The 16,389-nt window shown below is 64.4% G+C and carries 18 protein-coding genes; 12 read left to right on the plus strand and 6 right to left on the minus strand.

The window, feature by feature from the left end:
• Positions 1–49: 49 nt before the first annotated feature.
• The 5 genes from BLW40_RS11455 (at position 50) to BLW40_RS11475 (ending at position 6,180) form a co-directional block, all read left to right on the plus strand.
• Positions 50–1,075: an NHL repeat-containing protein gene (locus tag BLW40_RS11455; protein WP_074768659.1), complete on the plus strand. Its 1,026-nt coding sequence runs from the start codon at positions 50–52 to the stop codon at positions 1,073–1,075.
• Positions 1,076–2,008: 933 nt separating this feature from the next.
• A complete protein-coding gene (locus BLW40_RS11460; protein ID WP_244511157.1) occupies positions 2,009–3,076 on the plus strand; it encodes an FUSC family protein in 1,068 nt (355 codons plus the stop codon).
• A gap of 99 nt (positions 3,077–3,175) precedes the next feature.
• Entirely contained in the window at positions 3,176–4,333 is a 1,158-nt protein-coding gene (locus tag BLW40_RS11465; protein ID WP_074768663.1) for an iron-containing alcohol dehydrogenase, read from the plus strand.
• 95 nt (positions 4,334–4,428) lie between these two features.
• Positions 4,429–5,370, plus strand: coding sequence for an ABC transporter ATP-binding protein (locus tag BLW40_RS11470; protein WP_074768665.1), 942 nt, complete (start codon positions 4,429–4,431; stop codon positions 5,368–5,370).
• A gap of 12 nt (positions 5,371–5,382) precedes the next feature.
• Positions 5,383–6,180 (plus strand): ABC transporter permease, encoded by a 798-nt coding sequence (locus tag BLW40_RS11475; protein ID WP_074768667.1) that lies wholly within the window; start codon positions 5,383–5,385, stop codon positions 6,178–6,180.
• 9 nt (positions 6,181–6,189) lie between these two features.
• Here BLW40_RS11475 and BLW40_RS11480 read toward each other — a convergent pair whose 3' ends face one another.
• Positions 6,190–6,450, minus strand: coding sequence for a hypothetical protein (locus BLW40_RS11480; RefSeq protein ID WP_139305578.1), 261 nt, complete (start codon positions 6,448–6,450; stop codon positions 6,190–6,192).
• A 236-nt stretch (positions 6,451–6,686) separates the two neighbouring features.
• On the opposite strand from BLW40_RS11480, the gene BLW40_RS11485 reads away from it, so the two are divergent.
• A complete protein-coding gene (locus BLW40_RS11485) occupies positions 6,687–6,950 on the plus strand; it encodes a DUF2312 domain-containing protein (RefSeq protein WP_074768671.1) in 264 nt (87 codons plus the stop codon).
• Between the two features lie 9 nt (positions 6,951–6,959).
• Here the strand turns inward: BLW40_RS11485 and BLW40_RS11490 are convergent, their stop codons facing one another.
• On the minus strand, positions 6,960–8,063 hold the full coding sequence (locus BLW40_RS11490; protein ID WP_244511159.1) for a GGDEF domain-containing protein: 1,104 nt from the start codon (positions 8,061–8,063) through the stop codon (positions 6,960–6,962).
• A 314-nt stretch (positions 8,064–8,377) separates the two neighbouring features.
• Between BLW40_RS11490 and BLW40_RS11495 the strand changes: the two genes are divergently transcribed.
• The 5 genes from BLW40_RS11495 to BLW40_RS11515 all read left to right on the plus strand — a co-directional run bounded on the left by BLW40_RS11495 (position 8,378) and on the right by BLW40_RS11515 (position 12,646).
• On the plus strand, positions 8,378–9,430 hold the full coding sequence (locus BLW40_RS11495) for a cache domain-containing protein (protein ID WP_425283717.1): 1,053 nt from the start codon (positions 8,378–8,380) through the stop codon (positions 9,428–9,430).
• 81 nt (positions 9,431–9,511) lie between these two features.
• Positions 9,512–9,955 (plus strand): hydroxyphenylacetyl-CoA thioesterase PaaI, encoded by a 444-nt coding sequence (gene paaI, locus BLW40_RS11500; protein WP_074768677.1) that lies wholly within the window; start codon positions 9,512–9,514, stop codon positions 9,953–9,955.
• Between the two features lie 93 nt (positions 9,956–10,048).
• Entirely contained in the window at positions 10,049–11,377 is a 1,329-nt protein-coding gene (gene paaK / locus BLW40_RS11505; RefSeq protein ID WP_074768801.1) for a phenylacetate--CoA ligase PaaK, read from the plus strand.
• A gap of 46 nt (positions 11,378–11,423) precedes the next feature.
• Entirely contained in the window at positions 11,424–12,227 is an 804-nt protein-coding gene (locus BLW40_RS11510) for an N-formylglutamate amidohydrolase (protein WP_074768679.1), read from the plus strand.
• The gene (locus BLW40_RS11515; RefSeq protein ID WP_074768681.1) at positions 12,227–12,646 is read left to right on the plus strand and encodes an NUDIX hydrolase; all 420 of its coding nucleotides are present in this window, start codon (positions 12,227–12,229) and stop codon (positions 12,644–12,646) included. Before BLW40_RS11510 ends, BLW40_RS11515 begins: the two co-directional genes overlap by 1 nt.
• A gap of 320 nt (positions 12,647–12,966) precedes the next feature.
• Here BLW40_RS11515 and BLW40_RS11520 read toward each other — a convergent pair whose 3' ends face one another.
• From BLW40_RS11520 to BLW40_RS11530, 3 genes are all read right to left on the minus strand, one after another.
• A complete protein-coding gene (locus tag BLW40_RS11520; RefSeq protein ID WP_074768683.1) occupies positions 12,967–13,392 on the minus strand; it encodes a hypothetical protein in 426 nt (141 codons plus the stop codon).
• Between the two features lie 121 nt (positions 13,393–13,513).
• Positions 13,514–14,359, minus strand: a complete 846-nt coding sequence (locus tag BLW40_RS11525; RefSeq protein WP_074768685.1) for an alpha/beta hydrolase — start codon at positions 14,357–14,359, stop codon at positions 13,514–13,516.
• On the minus strand, positions 14,356–14,688 hold the full coding sequence (locus BLW40_RS11530; protein ID WP_074768687.1) for a hypothetical protein: 333 nt from the start codon (positions 14,686–14,688) through the stop codon (positions 14,356–14,358). The genes BLW40_RS11525 and BLW40_RS11530 overlap by 4 nt, the downstream gene beginning before the upstream one ends.
• 167 nt (positions 14,689–14,855) lie before the next feature.
• Between BLW40_RS11530 and htpX the strand changes: the two genes are divergently transcribed.
• Positions 14,856–15,740, plus strand: a complete 885-nt coding sequence (htpX, locus tag BLW40_RS11535) for a zinc metalloprotease HtpX (RefSeq protein WP_074768689.1) — start codon at positions 14,856–14,858, stop codon at positions 15,738–15,740.
• A 28-nt stretch (positions 15,741–15,768) separates the two neighbouring features.
• Here the strand turns inward: htpX and BLW40_RS11540 are convergent, their stop codons facing one another.
• Complete coding sequence (locus tag BLW40_RS11540) at positions 15,769–16,383, minus strand: nuclease (protein WP_074768691.1); 615 nt, start codon at positions 16,381–16,383, stop codon at positions 15,769–15,771.
• Positions 16,384–16,389 lie beyond the last annotated feature (6 nt).

Raw genomic sequence — 16,389 nt, forward strand, 5'->3', positions numbered from 1 at the left:
CATGCTATTTATTATTTAAAGAGCTTGAACATCGAGGCGAGAGGCCTTCATGAGCGCAAGACGGAAACTCGGCTTCATCCTCTTCCTTGGATTTTTGCTTCTGGCGACCGCGATTCTGGTGTGGAAAGCCGACTGGAACGGGATTGAGCAGCATGCGATCGCCTTTGTCCGCGGCACGCATGCAACCGCCCCTTACCGCTACGTCCGCAGCATTTCGACCGGCAACAGAGCCGTCGCGGCTATTGCCGTGGATGCGGAGCGGCGGCGTCTGATCACTGTCAACCATGAGCGTCTGGAGATCTTCGACATCGATAGTGGACAGCGTCTCAGGGCATTCGATGATGCCGGAGGTGTGAAGTTCGATTTTCCCACCGGTATCGCCCTGGACCCGGCGAATCGGCGCATATGGGTTGCAGATAGCGGCCACAGCCGAATCGCGATCCTCGACGCCGAGACGTTGAGGCAGGTCGCGTCGCTGGGAAACGTCGATCAGCGCGGTGCCGATGACTCGCATTTCAGCGGTGTCGGGCAACTGGCCATTGATTGCCGTCGTGGCAGGATGGTTGTCTCCGATACCGGCAACAACCGCGTTCAAATCTTCGACACCCGCACGCTCGCTCACCTTGGCACCATCGGCGTGGCGGATCAGTCCGGCCGCGACAACCACCATTTCGCCTACCCCCACGGGGTGGCGATCGACGAGGCCTCCGGACGGTACTTCATCGTCGATCTCTACAATTCCAGGGTGCAGGTCTTCGATGGCGATACTCTCGCCTATCTCGCTACCATCGGCACGACCGGGCAGCCGGGGAGAGACAACACCCACTTTAGCGAGGAGGTCGAGGATGTCGCCGTCGATGCGGCGAACGGCAATCTGCTGGTAACCGAGTTGGGGAATTTGCGCATTCAGGTGTTTGATCTCGCAACCCTCACCTACAAGGGCACGATCGTCGTCGGGCTTGGACTCCCCTACGCGGTTGCCATTAATGGCGATGATGTCTACATCAGTGGATGGAAATTTTACGATTCGACAACAACGCATATCTATGTATTCAATCAAGCCGTGAATAAATAGTGCCGTCACGATATGGTTTTCTTTATGTAAAGCAGTCGGATCGCGACTCAATGCAGACGAATGAATGACATTATGTGTGCGCATGGACGAGCTTCTAAATTGCATCGCCATTGCCGCATGACAAAATAACCGGGACCGGACCAAAATCAGGTTTCGATCATCATTTGAAATCTCGGTCACCATACCCCCCTTGGGACGTCGCTATTGCGGCGCTCAGTCGAGATCGTTTTCGTGCCCGGTCCCGCTGCCGGTTATTCATATTGAAATTAGAAATATCTAAACATTTTCAGTGTGTTGTCTCGAAACCCCGTGCTCCAGAATCACGAAAGCCCGGCTGCCGGATCCATCATGCACGGTTCGGGTGCGCAACCACACGCAAGAGCTATCAATCGGCTCTCTACGTTTATAATTTTCTCGCCCCGAGAGTGAATAGGTTAATTGTTATACATTTGCGACGAGGGGCATAAGACATGCGTTTAAAAGGTATCCGGCCAACCCCGTAAGCAATTCACAGACTCTGCTGGACGGCGGCTTTCCGGGCGACGCCCGTTGTCGGGATCAGGCGGTGGTCCACGGAACCCGTCGCTGGCGAACTCAATCAGCGTCTGCGACAGGAATGTCGCTTTTTGCTGCGGTACAAGGACTGTCCCGATAACCCGGCCGGTGTGACGTGTCTCCCCAATCGACTTATCCCCGGATTCTGTGGATAGGTCTGTGGGCGATCCGGGGGGAACAGGGGGGATTCGTGGCGGCGGCTGGTGGCGGTGGGAAATGCCGCTTTCGCAGGCAGGGTCGCTTTGCTCTCTGCGTGACCTTGAGGCATCTCTCGTGCTTAATCGTCGCGGCGGGAGGAGACGTCGCGCTACGGGAGAGCCGGAGGCGACAAGAGTCTGGAGCGATCACTTGAAGAGTCTTTCCACCCTATGGACGGCCGTGCTTACGTTCGCCCGGCGGGAACTGGCCGGTTTGGCCCACATTCACCCCAGCGATCGCCCCTGGCAGATGCCGTTTGCGGCGGCGCTCGCCTCGGGGCTACCCATCGCGGTTGGAGCCTCGTTCGATCACTTGAACTATGGTCTGGTTTCCTCGCTGGGCGGACTGGTCTTTCTCTATCTGCCCGACACCCCGTTGCATCACCGCATGGTGTCGCTGATGGCCTGCTCGTTCGGGATGGCCGCCTGCTACGCGCTTGGGATTCTCAGCCAGTTCGTTCCGCCGCTGATGACCCCGGTGCTGATCTTCATCGCGATCTCGGTGACGATGATCTGCCGCTATTATCGGCTGGGACCGCCGGGCAGCCTGTTCTTCATCATGGCGGCGTCGATCGGAGCCTATTCCCCCGTCGATATTCTCGAGGTGCCGATGCGGGTTGGCCTGCTGATCATGGGCTGTCTGCTCGCCGGGCTGATCGCCCTGGTCTACAGCCTGCACATGTCGCTGTTGCGGACCCCGCGGCCGGTTCCCCCGGTCGAGCCCGCCAGCTTTGATTTCGTCGTGTTCGATCCGGTGGTGATCGGTGCCTTCGTCGGCGTTTCGCTGGCGCTGGGCCAGGCGCTGGCGATGCCCAGCCCCTATTGGGTTCCGGTCAGTTGCCTTGCGGTGATCCAGGGCATCTCGGTTCGCGCCGTGTGGGACCGCCAGCTTCACCGCATCGTCGGGACCGGGTTCGGGATTCTGGTGGCGTGGGGATTGCTGACGCTGCCATTGGACAAATGGTCGATCTGCGTGATGATGACGGCGCTGGCCTTTGTCATCGAAACATTGGTGGTGCGCAATTACGGGATGGCGGTGGTGTTCATCACGCCGCTGACGATCTTCCTGGTCGAAGCGGGAGGGTTCGGGCCGGGGATGCCCTCCACCCTGATCGAGGCGCGCCTGCTCGACACCATTCTGGGCAGCGCTGTGGGACTGGCCGGAGGGATCTGCCTGCACAGTCCGGGATTTCGTCGTCGCGGCGGGGCTCTGCTTCGCCGCGTGATCCCGTCGCGGCTGATGCCGTGAGGCCAAGACGGGAGTTGGGGTTGCGGCTCTGCGGTCTCGACCCGATCTAAACCGGATCGACGGCGTTCGAGCGCCGGTCCGAAACAGAAGAGAGACCCCATGCAGACGTTCCAGTTCTACAATCCGACCCGCATCGTCTTCGGTCCGGGAACGGTTCCCCACTTGTCCACGCTGGTTCCGGCCGAGGCGCGCGTCCTGGTTCACTTTGGCGGGGCCAGTGCCGAGAAGACCGGGACGTTGGCCGAGGTGCGGGCCGCGCTGGCCGGGCGTCATGTCGAGGAATTCGGTGGCATCGAGCCCAATCCGAGCTATGAGACCCTGATCCGGGCGGTCGAGTTGATCCGCCGCGACGGCCTCGATTTCCTGCTGGCGGTCGGTGGCGGGTCGGTGATCGACGGGACCAAGTTCGTCGCCGCCGCCGTGCCTTATGTCGGCGATCCGTGGGAGATCATGCTGTCGCGCGGGGCCAAGGTGTCGGCGGCGCTGCCGTTCGGGACCGTGCTGACCTTGCCCGCCACCGGCTCCGAGATGAACGACGGCGCGGTGATCTCGCGGCGCGAGAGCGGGGACAAGCTGGTGTTCTCGTCGCCGCTGGTGTTCCCCCGCTTCTCGATCCTCGACCCGGCCAAGACGGTGACGCTGCCGCCGCGTCAGGTCGCCAACGGGATCGCCGATTCCTTCGTTCATATCGTCGAGCAATATCTGACCTATCCGGTCGATGGCCGGGTCCAGGACCGCTTCGCCGAGGGTTTGTTGCAGACCCTGATCGAAATCGCGCCCCAGGCGTTGGCCGTGCCCGACGATCTCGACACCCGCGCCAACCTGATGTGGACGGCGACGCTGGCGCTGAACGGGCTGATCGGAGCCGGGGTGCCGCAGGATTGGGCCACCCACATGATCGGCCACGAACTGACGGCGCGGTTCGGCATCGACCATGCCCGCACTTTGTCGATCGTGCTGCCGTCGCTGCTCTCGGTCCAGCGCGAGGCCAAGCGTGAGAAGCTGCTGCGCTATGCCGAGCGGGTCTGGCACCTGACCGAGGGCGACGAGGATCACCGGATCGAGGCGGCGATCGCCGCCACCCGCGCCTTCTTCGAAGGATTGGGGATCAAGACCCGGCTGTCGGATTACGGCATCGAACGGGGCGAGATCGAGGCGATCCTGGCCCAGCTCAAGGCGCACGGGATGACCAAGCTGGGCGAACGCCGCGCCATCACCTTGGAGGTCAGCCGGGCCATTCTGGAGGGGGCCTGGTAAGCACGCTGTCGCACCCCGGGCGATTGCGGGCTTTACCGATTCCCTGCCCTGTGGAAGAGTGCGCCCTTTCCATCGGGAAGGGAGCCGATCGACCGATGATCCGTATCAGGAACCTGACGCATATCTATCCCGGCAGCCGCAAGGTTGCTCCGCACGTCGCGGTTTCGGATCTGTCGCTGGAGGTCGGCGAGGGTGAGTTCGCGATCCTGTCGGGACCGAACGGAAGCGGAAAATCGACCCTGTTCCGGATTCTGTGCGGACTTGCCCGGCCCAGCGCCGGGCAGGTCAGCATCGCCGGCTTCGACCTGTTGACCGAACCGGCGCGGGTGCGCGAGGTGATGGGGGTGGTGTTCCAGAGCCCGGCGATCGACAAGCAATTGACCGTGGCCGAGAATCTGGCGATCCAGGCCGATCTGTACGACATTCCCGCCGCCGATTACCGTGCCCGTCGCGACCGGGCGCTGGCCTGGACCGATCTGGGCGGGCGGCTCGACAATCGGGTCGAGACTCTGTCGGGCGGTCTGGCCCGTCAGGTCGAGTTGGCCAAGGTGCTGATGACCGATCCCCGTATCCTGCTGCTCGACGAGCCGACCACCGGCCTTGATCCGGTGTCGCGGCGCAACTTCCTCGAAGCGTTGCAGCGGTTGCAGCGCGAGCGCGGCATGACCGTCCTGATGACCAGCCACGTCTTTTCCGAGGCCGAGGATGTCGACCGCGTCGCGATCATGCGCGAAGGCAAGCTGATGGCCTACGACACGCCGCAGGCGCTGCGGGCGATGATCGGTACCGAGATGGTGGTGATCCAGTCGCGCGAGGCCAAGGTGCTGGCCGGGCGGCTGGAAGCCGAATTGGGGTTGACCGCCTCGGTGGTCGGCGACGAGGTCCGGCTGGCCGAGACCGAGAATGGCGACAGCCTGCCCTTGCTGGAGAAAATCCTCCAGCGTTATCGCCCCGATATCCGCTCGATCTCGATCAAGCAGCCCGGTCTCGACGACGTGTTCGTCCGCGTCACCGGCGCCGCCTCCGGCCAGGAATAAGAGGATCCCAGCATGAGCTCGCTCGCCCGCGTTTCCCTGTCTCTGGCCCGTCGCGAGATGGTGCGCTTTTTCCGTCAGCCGCAACGGGTGATCGGAACCATCGCCCAACCGCTGCTGTTCTGGCTGTTCCTCGGCTTTGGCTTCGCCGGATCGTTTCGCATTCCGGGGATGGAGAACGTCACCTATCTCGAATATTTCTATCCCGGCGTCATGCTGATGCTGATGCTGTTTTCGGCGGTGTTCTCGACGATCACGATCATCGAGGACCGCGATGCCGGATTCCTTCAGGGCGTTCTGGTCGCGCCGGTGTCTCGGCTGGCGATCGTGCTGGGCAAGGTGATCGGAGCCACCTCGATCGCGCTGATCCAGACGATGATCTTTCTCGCCGCCGCCCCGCTGCTGGGGCTGACGCTGGGACTGGGCAGTCTGGCGATGGTGGTGGGCGGCTTCGTGCTGGCGGGGGTCGGCTTCTCGACGCTGGGCTTTTTGCTGGCGTGGGGGATGCGTTCGACCGCCGCCTTCCATGCCGTGATGATGGTGTTCCTGATGCCGCTGTGGATGCTGTCGGGCGCGCTGTTCCCGCTCGATAACGTGCCGATGGCGATGAAGGCGGTGATGCTGGTCAATCCGGTCAGCCACGCGCTCGAAATCATTCGCGCGCCGTTCTATGCCGAACCGGCCGCCTTGCTGACGGACTCGCATTACCTGCTGGCGCTGGCGATTTCGGTGGTGTGGGCGGTGGGTGGCTTGGCTCTGTCGATGATCCGGGTTAATCGCCGCGAGACCGGATTGGCTCCGAAAGCCTCTTAAAGCCCGGGGTTAGGCCAGGGCGGTCGTTTTGGTTTCACCGCTCATCGTGGCGACATCGGCCAGTTCGGCGGAATCGAACATCATCGTCATCTGGTCGGGCGAAAGCGTTCCCTCGGCGCACAATTCGCGCACCAGCGCGGCCAGGGAATCGCGATCCGGACAGGAGGGAGCCGGGGTTGACCGAACCGAGTCCCGCTGGCTTTGCGGGCTGGACGCGAAATAGCCGCCGATCGCAAGCTCCAGCCAGTCGGGGGCGATGTCGAAGGTCATGCCGGGGAACTCCTTGCCGGGTCGGCGGTTTTTCTCCAAGAGAGTGCAGCAAACGCCATGCCAGCTCCGAACCCCAGACTTTCCGCCAGGTTCGGCTGGGGCAGGGGAGGGCGCGGCAGGAATGACCCGGCAGGATTTGCCGGGAGCGGGAGTCCAGGCGCTCCGCGACCGGCTTGAACCGGGGCCAAGCCTTGGCTATGGTCGGCAACTTGCTTTCATCTCTAGGACCGCGCTTCATGAGCGAAGACACCAGCAACAACGAAATCGGCGGTATTGCCGCCGACGCCCTTCGCCAGTTCGTCGACCGGATCGAACGGTTGGAGGATGAGAAGAAGGGGCTGTCCGACGACATTAAGGACGTCTATGGCCAAGCCAAGTCGCAGGGCTTCGACGTCAAGGTTCTGCGTAAGATCATTTCGCTGCGCAAGAAGGACCGTCAGGAGCGCGAGGAGGAGGAACAGATTCTCGCCCTCTATCTCGCCGCTTTGGGCGAAGCCTGACCCCAGGGCTCAGCACGCGGCGGGGACGGCCTGTCCGTCCCCGGCCCGTCGCCCGTTGGCGCGGGCCACCAGATCCTCCCAGCTATCCGCCTGATCGGCCCGCCGTTCGGCGGTGCCGACGGTGACCATCAGCGGCCGTCCATCCGGGCGCGGACCCAGTCCGGCCGCGCACATCCGCTCCATTGCGCCGGATGCGCCGGGGCCGCCGGAATTGGGCATCATCGCCAGAAAGACCGAATCGTCCCAGCGGATCAGCAGGTCGCCGCGCCGCAGCACCTGCCTGAGCGCCAAAGCGACGGTGCCGACCGCGCCATCGCCTTCGTCGGGGCCGTATTGTTCGGCCAGCGCGGCCAGATCCTCGATTCGGACCAGGGCCACGGCCAGCGGCGCTTCGACCCGCTGGGCGGTGATGAAGCTTTGCGCCAGCAGGATTTCGCCGATCCGGCGGCTGTAGGTTGCGGTGACGGGATCGAACGCGCCTTCATCGACCAGACGGGCGAGAAAGCTCAATTGGCTCATCCCGGCCAGGGTCGCCACCACCGTCAACAGCAGCAGCAGCCATTGCGCCCCCAGATGCGAGGCAAACGGCAGCAATTGGGAACTCATCAATCCGGTCAGCAGGTAGGCCAGCAGCGGGGCGAGGCCGAGCAGCGCCCCTTCCAACGCCGAAATCGGGAACATCGCCAGACCGGCGACCATCACGAACGGCAGGAAGGCATAACCGGCGGCGACCACCTGCTGCTCGGGACTGAGCAGGGGGAATTGGGCCAGCAGCGGGTGGCTTATCAGAAAGAACAGGGTGGGGATCGCCAACAGCCACACCAGGGACAGGGTGGCGGCATGGGAACTGTCGGTGCGGCGGAACGACAAAGCGAGCATGACGAAGGCGACGCTGGCCAGCACGCGCAACGCGGCGAGATAAAGCGCCATCGTCGTCTTGAAGATCGCGAGATCGAGCGGAATCCACAGCAGGGTCAGCACGGCGAAGACGGTGGCGACGAGACGGACCCGTCCCAGAATCAATCGGGCGCGGCGACGGCGTAAATCCTCGCTCAGTCCGATCGGCGTCAACAGGGCAATCACCGACTTGACCGGAGCTGCGGTCAGCGCCACGCGGACTTTGTCCCTCCACCCTGTGCCCACCGAAATCGTCACCCATCCCCCGTGCCGAAAGATCGTCTTTCGACCCTACCTTTGGGCCGGAAGGGTTGCAAGGGAAACAACCCTCGTCCCCGTTGTCGCACAGCCCTTTCGCAACGGCTTAAAATTGCCTATGAAATAGGCCGGTGCGCCGCAATCCGATGCACAGCAATCGGGCTGTCGATCGGAAAATGGCGGAAAACCAGGGGCTAGCCTTCGGCATATATATTGCTGAAGCGACTTACGTTATCACGACGGGCTACATTACGTTTCATGGTGTGCCGGGCATTGCAAGATGGGGGAACCGGATGATCGATCAATTGCTGGAAATCACGGGGGGCGTTGCTCAGGCGGCCGATGATAAAATCCGCCGGATCAACGGCATCACCCGGCGATCCCGAATGCTGGCGCTGAATGCCACCATCGAAGCCAACCGGGTCGGCACCCTGGGACGCGGGTTCGCCGTCGTCGCCGACGAGGTCAAGTCGATTTCGAACGAGATTTCCCTGCTGACCGGATCGTTGCAAACCGATCTGCGCGGTCGGCTCGACCACCTGTCCCAGTTCGGAGCCGAAATGGCCGCCCGCATCCGTGAGGTTCAGGGCGAACGCCTGTCCGACCTCGCCCACAACACCGTCGAGATCATCGACCGCAACCTTTATGAGCGCTCGTGCGACGTTCGTTGGTGGGCGACCGATGCCGCTGTGGTCGATTGCGCCGCCGATCCCCGCTCCCACGATCTGTGCGCCGAAGCCAGCCGCCGCTTGGGGGTGATCCTCGATTCCTACACGGTCTATCTCGATTTGTGGGTGGCCGATGCCAATGGCAAGGTGATCGCCAACGGTCGCCCCGGCCGCTATCCGGGCGCGGTCGGCACCGACGTTTCGGGCCAGTCCTGGTTCCGCGAGGCGATGGCGACGGCCAGCGGGTCGGATTTCGCCGTCGTCGATATCGAGCGGGCCAACGGTCTTAGCCACTCGATGGTGGCGACCTATGCCACCGCGATCCGCGAGGGCGGCGAGGTCAACGCCCGCCCGATCGGCGCGTTGGGGATTTTCTTCGATTGGCAGAGCCAGGCCCAGGCCGTCGTCGATGGTGTCCGCCTCGCCCCCGAGGACAAGGCGCGCAGCCGCTGCCTGCTGCTGGATTCCCGCCACCGGGTGATTGCCGCCTCGGACCAGCGCGGCGTGCTGACCGAAATCTTTCCGCTGCGGACCGCGTCGGGGACGATTGGTTATTACAGCGACCTCGACAGCAACCTTGTCGCCTATGCCCGAACCCCCGGTTACGAGACCTATGCCGGTTTGGGCTGGTACGGCGTCATCGTCCAGCAACAATAGCCCCAGACCGGCTTGCGTCCGGGCCGTCAAGCCGGTATCACAATTCCCTTCGGAAGGTGGACGCGGGACCAGGGGGGAACGATGACCGACCACGCCAAGGCTCAGGCCCTGGCCGACCGTGTGGGCGCGGCGATCCGTGAGCGCGACAATTCCTCGCGCTTTCTGGGTGTCTCGCTCGATGCGATCGGCCCCGGTTACGCCCGCCTGTCGATGACCGTCACCGAAGCGATGTTGAACGGCGTCGGAATCTGCCATGGCGGCTTCACCTACAAGCTGGCCGACGACGCCTTCGCCTATGCCTGCAATTCCCATGGCCGTATCGCTGTCGGCCAGCATTGCACCATCTCCTATCCCGCCGCTGCCCATCTGGGCGACCGCCTGACCGCCGAAGGCCGCGAGGTCTTTCGCAAGGGGCGGAGCGGAACCTATGACGTCACCGTCACCACCCAGACCGGCGACGTGGTGGCCCTGTTCCGTGGCCAGTGCCGCATCCTCGACGGCCATATTCTCGAGGGAAATCCCTGATGCCCGCCAAGACGGCGCCCGCCGCCCGGCCATCGCCCGCGTCCGCTCTCCGCATCCGGGAGCGGCCTCATACCCGCAAGGGAGGAAGTGTCCTTGTCCACCAGTCCTGATCGCCGCAGCCCGCCGTCTCCAGAGATTCTCGACCCGATCGAGACCGCCAGCCGCGACGAGATTATCGCCCTCCAGACCCGGCGGATGAAGTGGTCGCTGAACCACGCTTACACCAATGTCGAGCATTTCCGGCTGCGCTGTCAGGTCAAGGGCGTTCATCCCGACGACTTTACCGAGTTGAAGGATCTGGCCCTCTTCCCCTTCACCTCGAAGGACGATCTGCGCCAGACCTATCCCTTCGGCATGTTCGCGGTGCCGATGGACGAGGTGGTCCGGGTCCATGCCAGTTCGGGCACCACCGGCAAGCCGACCGTGGTCGGCTATACCCGCAACGACATCGACATGTGGGCCGAAGTGGTCGCCCGCTCGATCCGCGCCGCGGGCGGTCGCCGCGGTGACAAGTGCCATGTCTCGTATGGCTATGGCCTGTTCACCGGTGGGCTGGGCGCGCATTACGGCGCGGAGAAGCTGGGCTGCACCGTAATCCCGATGTCGGGCGGCCAGACCGAGAAGCAGATCCAGCTGATCATGGATTTCAAGCCCGAGATCATCATGGTCACCCCCAGCTACATGCTGGCGATGGCCGACGCGATGGACCGGATGGGGATCGGGGCCAAGAACAGCCCGCTGAAGATCGGCATTTTCGGGGCCGAACCCTGGACCGGGGCGATGCGCGGCGAGATCGAGGCCCGGCTGGGGATCGACGCGATCGACATCTATGGCCTGTCCGAAGTGATCGGGCCGGGCGTCGCCAGCGAATGCATCGAGACCAAGGACGGCCCGCATCTGTGGGAAGACCATTTCTATCCCGAGGTGATCGACCCCACCACCGGCGAGGTGCTGCCCGACGGCCATATGGGCGAACTGGTCTTTACCAGCCTGACCAAGGAAGCGATGCCGGTGATCCGCTATCGCACCCGCGATCTGACCATGCTGCTGCCCGGCACCGCGCGCAGCTTCCGTCGTATGGGAAAGATCACCGGCCGGTCGGACGACATGCTGATTATCCGCGGCGTCAATCTGTTCCCGACCCAGATCGAGGAAATGGTGCTGCGCGATGCCCGCCTGTCGCCGCATTACCAGATCGAGGTCTCGCGCGAGAACCACCTCGATCAGGTGACGGTCAATGTCGAGTTGCGGGCCGATCAGACTCCCGACACCAGCCTCAACGACTCGATCACCCGCGACCTGCAACACCGGATCAAGGCGCTGATCGGCATCACCACCCGGGTTCGGGTGCTGCTGCCCGACTCGATCGAACGCTCGATGGGCAAGGCCCGCCGGGTGATCGACATGCGTCTGCCGGGCTGAAGCGACGGGGTCGAAATTGGGGGGGCCGCCGCGCTATAGTTCTGGGATGCTGACTTTTCTTCCCGAGAGCGATCCGCGCGGCTCCGCCGATCCCGCTCCCTTCAGTCTGGTCGAGGGCCATCCCGACGCCCGGGTTCTGGTGGTGTGCGACCATGCCTCGGCGGCGATTCCGTCAGACTATGGCGATCTGGGCCTTGGTCCCGCCGACCGGCTCAGCCATATCGCCTGGGATTGCGGCGCGGCCGAGGTCGCCTGTGAACTGGCGGCTCGTCTTGGCTGTCCGGCGGTGCTGGGCGGGGTCAGTCGGCTGGTGATTGATTGCAACCGCCAGCCGGGCGATCCCTCCTCGATTCCTTCTGTGTCCGGGGGCATCGAGGTTCCGGGCAACCGGGCGGTCGATGAGGCCGAAGCCGACCGCCGCGCCGAGCGCTGGTTCTGGCCCTATCATACCTGCATCGGCACCCAGATCGGCCATCTGTGGCGGCATGGCACCCCGCCGGTGCTGATCGGGCTGCACAGCTTTACCCCGCATCTGCTGGGGCAGGAACCGCGCCCCTGGCATGTCGGCGTGCTGTGGAACCGCGATCCCCGGCTGGCACGTCCGGTCCTGGCCGGGCTGCGGGCGCGTCCCGATTTGATCGTCGGCGACAACCAGCCTTATTCCGGCCGCGAGATCAATTACACCCTCGACACCCATGCCGGGGCTGCCGGGCTGCCCAATTTGTCGTTCGAAATCCGTCAGGATTTGCTGGCCGAACCGGGCGCTGCCGCCGCCTGGGCGGCAGTGCTGGCCGACATGCTGGCTCCGGTGCTGGCCGATCCCGCCCTGTATCGGGCCGAGGTCTATTGATGTCGCGGTCCTATCCCGACCATCCCTTGCCGGGAGTGCTGGCCCTGCTCGAACGCGGCGACACTTTGTTGATGGTGCTCCGCGCCCACGAACCCGACCGAGGCAAATGGGGCTTTCCCGGCGGGTTGATCGAATTGGGCGAGACGGTGGGCGAGGCCGCGCTGCGCGAATTGCGCGAGGAAACCGGGCTGGACGCCCAGGCCGGGCCGGTGATCGACGTGTTCGATGTGATCGACCGCGACGAGGCCGGGCGGGTCCGCTATCACTTTGTCCTCAACGTCGTCCGTTGTCGCTGGCTGGGCGGCGAGGCGGTGTCCGGGGACGCCGCCGCCGCGATCGGCTGGTTCGACCGGGCCGATCTGCGTGACGGCGATCCGCGCTTTAGCGTCAATGTCGGTCGGCTGGCCCGGTTACCCTGACGGGAGGGGGCTTAGAACGTCGGTCGTGAAAAAGTCCTTCGGCCTTTGGCCTCAGTGTACTTTTCCCCGGTTCAAAAAGAATCCCCGTGCTCAATCAAGCTTTCCGCGCGGGGATGGATTTGGTTCCCTCCGAGGCCGATGGGCGACGCCCACGGCTTCGGAGGCGGGATTTCACCAGTTTTGCGCGCTTAAGCGGCGCAAGGCTGGTGAAACAGACAACACGAAAAATGGGCGCTGGGCCGCCCCTAGCCCATTTTTCTCCTTTTAATCCAACGGGAAAAAGTACACCGAGCGACAGCGAGGGACTTTTTCGCGGGAGACTAGAACAAATAATTCATCACGCTGCCCGGCCGGACCGTGGTCGGCGAGGTGATGCGGATGCTCTGTTCATAGATGCCGATGCCGCGCAGCACCTGATCGAGGAACAGGGTCGAGAACGATTCCGACGAATCGTCGTCCAAGGCGCTCTCGGAGAGCAGCAGCTTGCCAAACTCGCTACGCCACAACGGGGTATCCTGGCGTTCGCGTGAGTCGCGCTGACGGCCGCCATCGGGGCTGACGCTCGATTCCTGCTGATAGCGCAGCAGGGTTTCCTCGCCCAGACCGGTTTGGTGGGCGTAATCAAGCCGTTCGACATCCTCGCGCGAGGTGGACGCGACATTCCGACCGCCGGAGCCGATGCGGGCTGTTGCCGCTGCGACGCCGGACGCGGAAACCGCGCTGACCTGTTTCGTGCTGAGTGCCATTGCGCCACCTGGGCGAACTTATAGACAGAGTAACCCAGCCCCACATTAGCCATCGCGTTCGCAAAATGGAAGGCTGAACAGAGATTTGTCTTGCCCATCAGTCGCCGGGTGCTCGATGCCCTCAGTCGCCAAGCGGGGCGGCCGATCCGATCCCGTCTTCCGTGCCGCCAAAGCCCTTGGCCGCCAGCCAGGCAAGGATGCGGTCGGCGGTCGGCTGCCACCAGGCCGAATCCAGCATCAGCCCGTGCGGGGCACCGTCGAGAATCTCGAGGTCGGCTTTATAGAACGCGGCGGCCTCGCGCAGATCGGCGGTGGGGATCATCGGATCGGCGCTTCCCCCCAGCACCAGCACCGGGCGGGCGGTGACGGGGCGGGGCGGCGGCGGCGGGGTCATCAGGTCGAGGCTGATCGTATGCGACTCGGTCTGGAATTGGGGGAGCAGACGGGCGACCTCGGCCTCGGGGGTGGCGTCGGACAGGATCGCCCGGCGGATCGCATCGCCGGTCACCGCCGACGGCCCCAGGCTTTGCAGCAGCCCGAACTGGATCATCAGATCGGGCGCGGTCATCATCAGGGTCATCGCCGAATTGGCCAGACCCGAGGGGGGGACGCTGGCCATCAGCACCAGGGCGGCGACCGTATCGCCGTCGCCGAAGCAATGTTGGGCGACGATGCCGCCCATCGAATGGCCGACCAGGATGCAGTGGCCGCCCAGATGGGCGATCGCGGCGCGAACGTCCTCGACATAATCGGACAACGAGGCAAAGGCGAGATCGCCCTCGCTGTCGCCATGACCGCGCAGCGACACCGCATAGGCGGCGAATCCGGCCCTGGCGAAATAGGGCAGGAAGGTTTCCGCCCACACCCAGGCCCCGCAATACGAGCCATGGACGAACAGGATCGGCAGCCGTCCCGGAACCGCCGTCGCAGGCCGGGCGTGCAGCAATTCAAGGCGGGGGGCGCTCACAGGCCCAACACGCGTCTGATCCGGGCGAACAGGCCGGGAGGTGGGGATTGCGTCGCCGCCTTGGGGCGAGGGTAAGGCGGCGGCGGGGACGCGCGGCGGGGTGGCTTTCCCGCCGGTTTCCAGTTCGGATTGCTATAAGCGTGGATCAGCCGAAAGCCGCCATCCTCGCGCACGGCGTAATAGGCCACCTTGCGCAGGGTCGGATCGGCCTGACAGCGCCGCCGGGCGTCGGCATCGGCCCCCTCGCGATCGACGATGTCGGTGGAATAATCCAGTCGGCCCTCGCGCAGATCCTGACCGTCTTTGCAGCTATAGATCTCGGTGACCATCGCGGAGCCATCCTAAAACCAAAGGTCGAGCCGTTAATCATAGAGGTCTGGCCCCGTCGCCCGCAACACTGCGCTGCACCAACGGTGCTGGGCCACCCACGGCTTGCATCCGGCGAATTTTGCCCCAAATTGTTCGAGCCCCTGCAACGAGCCGATGGTCCGTCATCATGAATTATGCCCGCACCGCCCTTCTACTTGCCGCTTTGACCGCCTTTGTCCTTGTCCTCGGCTGGATGCTGGGGGGCAAGACCGGTCTGGTGATCGCCCTGCTCGCCGCCGCCGGAATGAACCTGTACGCCTATTGGAATTCCGACAAGATGGTGCTGTCGATGTATTCGGCCCAGCCGGTCGATCGCTCGACCGCGCCGCTGCTGGTCGGCATCGTCGAACGTCTGACCGCCCGCGCCGGGATGCCGATGCCGGCGGTCTATGTGATCGACCAGCCCCAGCCCAACGCCTTTGCCACCGGACGCGACCCCGAACACGCCTCGGTCGCCGCCACCACCGGCCTGTTGGCGATGCTGTCGCCCGAGGAACTGGAAGGGGTGATGGCCCACGAACTCGCCCATGTCCGCAATCGCGACACCCTGATCATGACCGTTACCGCCACCCTGGCCGGGGCGATCGGGATGCTGGCCAATTTCGGGATGTTCTTCGGCGGTAATCGCGAAGAGAGCGAGGAGGGCGGCGGCGCGCTCGGCACCGTCGGCACCATTCTGATGGCGATCCTGGCCCCGCTGGTGGCGATGCTGGTCCAGATGGCGATCTCGCGCACCCGTGAATATGAAGCCGACGCCGCCGGGGCCGCGATGTGCGGCAATCCGCTGGCGCTGGCCTCGGCGCTGGCCCGGCTGGAGCAAAGCGCGGGCGCGGTCCCCAATGCGGTCGCCGAAGGTCATCCCGCCACCGCCCATCTGTTCATCGTCAATCCGCTGACCGGGTCGGGGCTGGCCCAAATGTTCTCGACCCATCCGGCAATGGCCAGCCGGATCGAGCGTTTGCAGGCGCTGGCGGGGCTCGCCGCCGCTCCGGCGCGCGGCCCCTGGGGCTGACCTTACGCCGTCCGCCGCGGGGCCATCGTCAATTGTCGGTGGCCTTGCGTCGGGCGGCTTCCCAATCGCGGGGCAGGATCACATCGCTGGCCCACAGCCCCCGTTTGGCATTGATCGCCTGAAGCTGCGGTTCCTCATACGGCCCGTCCTTGGCGGTGCGGGCAACCCCGGCCAGGATCAGCAGACGGCCCAGATCGCCGTCGATGGTGCGGCAGCGCCCCCATAATTGCCCGCCCGCGACATCGACGATATCGCAGGCGAGTCCGCCCCGGACCAGATCGGCCATTTTTTTGCGGGCGGGGCGGGCGCAATCGAACTCTTCGCGGCTGGCCCGACTGCCGCACAGATCCTTGCGCCCCGGCACGGTGATTCCGACCAGTTCGATCGACAGGCCGTGGAGCTGGACCGAGCCTGCGTCGAATCCCTCAGCCCGGCCCCAGACGCAGGCCGCGCCCTCGCCATCCTCGGCGCAGCGGGGAAGCGGCGGCGGAGCCGGGGCGGGCAGGGCGGCGGCAGGGGGAGGTGGCGGTGCCGATGGCGCCGCAGACGCCCCTAGAGTCTGAGCCGAGGCGGGTGGCGGAGGCGCGGCCCAAACCGGAGCGGTCAGCAGGGCGGAGAGGAGGAGGGCAAGAGAGACACGCATGACGCG

Origin of the sequence: Magnetospirillum fulvum (assembly GCF_900108475.1) — a bacterium.
Classification (GTDB): Bacteria; Pseudomonadota; Alphaproteobacteria; order Rhodospirillales; family Magnetospirillaceae; genus Phaeospirillum; species Phaeospirillum fulvum_A.

What these genes read in the sequence shown, in the direction of transcription:
- BLW40_RS11465 (WP_074768663.1), top strand. Translation starts at nt 3,176, where the DNA reads ATGCAGACGTTCCAGTTCTACAATCCGACCCGCATCGTCTTCGGTCCG.
- BLW40_RS11540 (WP_074768691.1), bottom strand. Translation starts at nt 16,383, where the DNA reads ATGCGTGTCTCTCTTGCCCTCCTCCTCTCCGCCCTGCTGACCGCTCCG.
- BLW40_RS11530 (WP_074768687.1), bottom strand. Translation starts at nt 14,688, where the DNA reads ATGGTCACCGAGATCTATAGCTGCAAAGACGGTCAGGATCTGCGCGAG.
- BLW40_RS11485 (WP_074768671.1), top strand. Translation starts at nt 6,687, where the DNA reads ATGAGCGAAGACACCAGCAACAACGAAATCGGCGGTATTGCCGCCGAC.
- BLW40_RS11480 (WP_139305578.1), bottom strand. Translation starts at nt 6,450, where the DNA reads ATGACCTTCGACATCGCCCCCGACTGGCTGGAGCTTGCGATCGGCGGC.
- BLW40_RS11455 (WP_074768659.1), top strand. Translation starts at nt 50, where the DNA reads ATGAGCGCAAGACGGAAACTCGGCTTCATCCTCTTCCTTGGATTTTTG.
- htpX (WP_074768689.1), top strand. Translation starts at nt 14,856, where the DNA reads ATGAATTATGCCCGCACCGCCCTTCTACTTGCCGCTTTGACCGCCTTT.
- BLW40_RS11520 (WP_074768683.1), bottom strand. Translation starts at nt 13,392, where the DNA reads ATGGCACTCAGCACGAAACAGGTCAGCGCGGTTTCCGCGTCCGGCGTC.
- BLW40_RS11515 (WP_074768681.1), top strand. Translation starts at nt 12,227, where the DNA reads ATGTCGCGGTCCTATCCCGACCATCCCTTGCCGGGAGTGCTGGCCCTG.
- BLW40_RS11510 (WP_074768679.1), top strand. Translation starts at nt 11,424, where the DNA reads ATGCTGACTTTTCTTCCCGAGAGCGATCCGCGCGGCTCCGCCGATCCC.
- BLW40_RS11470 (WP_074768665.1), top strand. Translation starts at nt 4,429, where the DNA reads ATGATCCGTATCAGGAACCTGACGCATATCTATCCCGGCAGCCGCAAG.
- BLW40_RS11475 (WP_074768667.1), top strand. Translation starts at nt 5,383, where the DNA reads ATGAGCTCGCTCGCCCGCGTTTCCCTGTCTCTGGCCCGTCGCGAGATG.
- paaI (WP_074768677.1), top strand. Translation starts at nt 9,512, where the DNA reads ATGACCGACCACGCCAAGGCTCAGGCCCTGGCCGACCGTGTGGGCGCG.